Annotated in this window: 3 protein-coding genes; 1 reads left to right on the forward strand and 2 read right to left on the reverse strand. The window is 55.0% G+C overall.

The features are described from left to right. Positions 1-46: 46 nt before the first annotated feature. Both ACFFAR_RS26975 and ACFFAR_RS26980 read right to left on the reverse strand, forming a co-directional pair. Positions 47-1,258, reverse strand: coding sequence for a porin (locus ACFFAR_RS26975; RefSeq protein ID WP_375508798.1), 1,212 nt, complete (start codon positions 1,256-1,258; stop codon positions 47-49). After that, on the reverse strand, positions 1,189-2,538 hold the full coding sequence (locus tag ACFFAR_RS26980) for an MFS transporter (protein WP_375508799.1): 1,350 nt from the start codon (positions 2,536-2,538) through the stop codon (positions 1,189-1,191). The genes ACFFAR_RS26975 and ACFFAR_RS26980 overlap by 70 nt, the downstream gene beginning before the upstream one ends. A gap of 687 nt (positions 2,539-3,225) precedes the next feature. Between ACFFAR_RS26980 and ACFFAR_RS26985 the strand changes: the two genes are divergently transcribed. Further along, a partial coding sequence (locus ACFFAR_RS26985; RefSeq protein ID WP_375508800.1) for an Ig-like domain-containing protein occupies positions 3,226-3,965 on the forward strand: 740 nt, incomplete at its 3' end.

A 3,965-nucleotide genomic window follows, 5' to 3' on the forward strand; every position in this document is an offset into this window, starting at 1 on the left:
TTTTTGCGTGTCCCACCAATCACGGGGATGGGGCAGGGCAGACGCACTAGAACTTGTGAATCATGCCGATCCGCAAACCCAGTTGGCTGCCGTTATCGGGCGTGCCTTGTGCGTTGGAAGCAAAAGCGGTTGCCCCCAAGTCGGGCGCGCCCACCATGACGCGCGAAAAACCGCCAAGACCGGTGGTCCTGGTGTATCCCGCCAGCGCGTACATTTCGGTACGCTTCGAAAGCGCATAGAATCCGGACAGGTTGAACTGGAAGGCGTTTCCGGTCAGGTCTTGGTTCAATCGCGTGTACGCGCCGCCCGTATAGAACCTGGCCGCTGGCGTTGCCTGATAGTCGAGCCCGACCTCGAAGGTGCGCACGACCTGGTTCGGTCTGGCTGCGCAGGTGGAAAAACACAGCGTGTTGGCTGCCGTGCCTCGCGTGTCTGTATAGGCCAGATGCACCGTTGCAGGACCGAGAACATATTGCCCGTCCACTACGGCGACTCCGGTCAGTCGGTTGCCGTTGGCATCGTTGATACGTAGATAAGTCGCCCCCAAACCGACCGGTCCGTTGCTGTAATTGCCCCCGGCGTTGAAGACGCGAAAGGCCGCGTCATTGCCGGCGATTCCACCGAAACCATATTGACCGGCGAAGGTAAATCCGTTCAGGTTCGGAGTCTGGTATTTGACGGCATTATTGACGCGATCGGCCAGGCGATCCACCCAATGGGAGAGACCTGTGTAGTTGTTGGCTCGGGCGGCGACATTGGCATGGTACGGAGCGAGATCTACATCGAGTGTGTATTGACGTCCTATCGTCAGTTTTCCTAACCGGTTCTGCAAGCCGACAAAGACCTGTCGGCCGAACAACAGGCCGCCCTGCGTGCTCGCTCCATTGTTAAGGGCGAAGCCGCTCTCGGCTGTGAATATAGCCTTGAGCCCGTCGCCCAGATCCTCGCTTCCTCGTATGCCCCATCGGTTGCCGTAGAGCGTGCCCGAATCAACACGGACCACGCTGCTATTCTGGATACCTGAATGATTCGCGTAGTCAACGCCTATATCCAGAGCGCCATAAAGCTGGACGCTCGATTGCGCTTGCGCCGCTCCGGCTATCACTGCAAATGCAGCGCTTGTTATCGAGAATATCTTCATTTTCCATACCCTGCGTGCAACATCTTGCCTCGGTGAATGAGGTCCCGTTACGCTTTGATCCGTTCCACTTTGCCGACCAGAAAGACGTACGACAGCGCGCCCAGCAATGCCACGCATGCCACGTACGTGATGGCCGGCGCGAAGTTGCTGCCGTTGGCCAGATAGCCGATGGCAAGAGGCGTTGAGATAGCGGCGAGATTGCCGATGAAATTGAAGACCCCGCCAGTGAGGCCCAGCATTTTTTCAGGGGCCAGCGACGTAACCAGTGACCATGTGATGGATGCAAAGCCGTTTCCGAAAAACGCGACGGCCATGAAGAAAATCACCCATTCGGTGGAGTCGGTGAAGTTGGCGCCAATGATGCTGGTCGATATCAGCAGCCCGGAGATGATTGGAAATTTGCGGGCGAAGCCGACGCTGGCGCCTTTGCGGATCAGCCAGTCGGAGAACAGACCTGCACTGATGACGCCACAAAAAGCGGCAAGAAATGGTAGCGAGGTCAGGAAACCGGACTTGATAAAGTCCATGCCGCGATACTTCACCAGATACGTCGGAAACCAGGTGAGGAAGAACCACAGCGTGGAACTGACGGCGTACTGGCCGAGGTAAATGCCCCACAGCTTGCGCTTGCTCAATACGACTCGAAGCGCAGCCCGGCTGAATCCAGGCGCTTGCGTTGCATTCTTTTGTCCAAGATCGACCAGACCGCCGCCTTCGCTGATCAGTTCGATCTCAGCCGGATTCACGCCTTTGAACTGCCTTGGTTCCCGATACACCGCATACCAGACTACGGCCCATACGATGCCGGCCAGACCGGTGCCGATGAAGACCGCGTGCCAGCCGTACCGATGTTGTAGCCAGGCCAGCACGGGCGTGAGGAAGGCCAGGCCGACAAACTGGCCCGACGTGTAAATTCCGATTGCCGAGGCGCGTTCGTTTTCGGGGAACCAGGTTGTGACGACGCGGCTGTTGATGGGATAGGCCGGGGCTTCCAATGCACCCACCATGAGTCGCAATCCGAACATTGCGGCAAAACTGCCGACAAACCCCATGCTCACCGTTGCCAGCGACCACGAGGCGAGCGCGAGTGCATACAGATAGCGCGGGCGTACACGGTCGACCAGCCAGCCACCGGGTATCTGCATGGCGGCATAGGTCCAGCCAAACGCGGAGAAGATCCAGCCTGCCTGAACGGGACTGATGGAAAGCTCGCGCATCAGTTCGGGCGCCACGATCGACAGATTGCTGCGATCCAGATAGTTGATTACTACTGTGACAAATAATAACAATGCGATCAGCCAGCGTCTCCGGCTTGGTGACTGTTGGGGTATTTGTGCTGTCTTCTTAAGATCTGGAACAAAAGAATTTTGCTTGATACCCCGAATTTCATGGCTCATTTTACCGCTCCTCTCATCTTGCTTGATTTATGTAAATTAGCAGTGGTTTATATTGAGATATTGCTGCGCCGGTGTTGAGGAAGTCACTTAATCGAGATAACGCCGCCATTCTCCTGAGAGGTGCTTGGCCCGGCAGCGACGACAATGGCGACACAGTGTCGAATTCGTTGATATTTGTGTCGCCGGGACCATATGTGGTAACGATAATATCGAGACACGCGGTCATCTACGCCGGGTGGCTCGGACTCCATATAAAGTTTTTTACTTTTCACGCGATCTGGGGGCTTTGTTTAGGACAGCCAAATGCACTTTATTTCAGGTTATATCCTTTGTCGATTTAAATCAGTGTGTGCCGGAATATGGGAAATCGGGCTATCTCATTATTATCCTCACATACAAGAGCGAAGGCCGCGGTGCTGGTCAATCGATTTTGACGGTGCTATCAACCGATTGGATATTAGGATTGTTTGGTTTTTGAAATCCGATTTGCCAAAATGGCATTATGGAAACAGACCGATTTTCCAAAGATTCGGATTCTTCTTGTATTTAATTGAATCGCAAATCGACACAATCACTCTGTTTCGGAAACCGCCTATTGGATCGGCTTACGAAATCGTAGGAAAAATTTCACCGGATATTTGATTTGTATGTCCCGGTTTGTGAATTAACTTTAAGAGGTAAAAAAATATGTCTACAAATGATGTCGCGCCTGCAACACCGTCCATCATGGGCCTGATCGATCACTCGGTGAGCAACTACGCTGATTTCAGTTACGGTTCGACCTTGCACGACGATGCACCCGGCATCGTCTTCACGACCATTCCTGGCGCCACCTACAGCATGTACGACAACGGTGCGCTGATCGGTACCATGGTTGCCACCAAGACGAACACGAACTGGACCGTTCCGTCAGTCCTGTTCAACGGCGCGCATGAGCTCACGCTGATGGCCACCGACGCAGCGGGCAACAACAGCGCACAGGCGAGCATCAACTTCACAGTAGCAGCAGGTCCGGCCGCACCGGCATACCTCGGCTTGGTCGATCATTCGGTGAGCAATTATGCTGAAGCGGACATTGCACAGGTGACGCATGATGCTCATCCGTCGCTCGTGCTGAGCGCAACGGTTGGCGACACGCTGAACCTGTTCGACAACGGCCAGTTGGTCGGAACGATGGTGGTGACGCAAGCCAACACGAAGTGGGACCTGCCTACGTTGTCCAACGGCGTGCATAACCTGAGCATCACGGAGACGAACGCATCGGGCACGAGCGTTCCGCTGTTCCTGCAGATGACTGTGGATGCGCCGGCTGCAACGCCTTCCGTCATGAGTTTGATGGCGACGGCCGTTGACGCAACGCCTGCAACGCCTGCCATCATGGGCCTGATCGATCACTCGGTGAGCAACTACGCTGATTTCAGTTACGG

It is taken from the genome of uncultured Caballeronia sp., from assembly GCF_964243625.1.
Taxonomy (GTDB): Bacteria; Pseudomonadota; Gammaproteobacteria; order Burkholderiales; family Burkholderiaceae; genus Caballeronia.